Raw genomic sequence first — 307 nt, 5'->3', positions numbered from 1 at the left:
GTGAGACTGGTCGTGACTTCGGGAGCGAAGCGTGCAAGATCCGTCCACTCTTCACACGACAACAAAGGGTGAGGACTCCGACTGGTCTCGTTGCCAGGGACAGCGCAGGGCGCAGAATCGCTGACCTCGTCGGCCCCATTGCCATCAGCGGCTTCCGAAATATCGGTGCCCAACTCACCCTGATCATCCGCCTCATCTGTCTGATCCTGATCGTTGAGCTCATCCGGTTCGCCCATGGGTATGGCTGGGAGAGATTCGAACTTCTTCGCCAGGGGGTGGCCGGTGAGGTCGAGGTCGGAGTCTTTGA

At 59.3% G+C, this 307-nt stretch carries 1 protein-coding gene; it reads left to right on the top strand.

Features of this window, described 5'->3' with window-relative positions; genetic code table 11:
* Positions 1-68: 68 nt before the first annotated feature.
* Positions 69-307, top strand: a 239-nt coding sequence (locus INT40_RS20410) for a hypothetical protein (RefSeq protein WP_193096877.1), incomplete at its 3' end; no start/stop codon positions are given.

This window comes from Brevibacterium sp. FME17, from assembly GCF_014897515.1.
In the GTDB taxonomy this organism is placed as follows: Bacteria; Actinomycetota; Actinomycetes; order Actinomycetales; family Brevibacteriaceae; genus Brevibacterium.
This window is presented reverse-complemented; position numbering and strand designations above follow the sequence as displayed.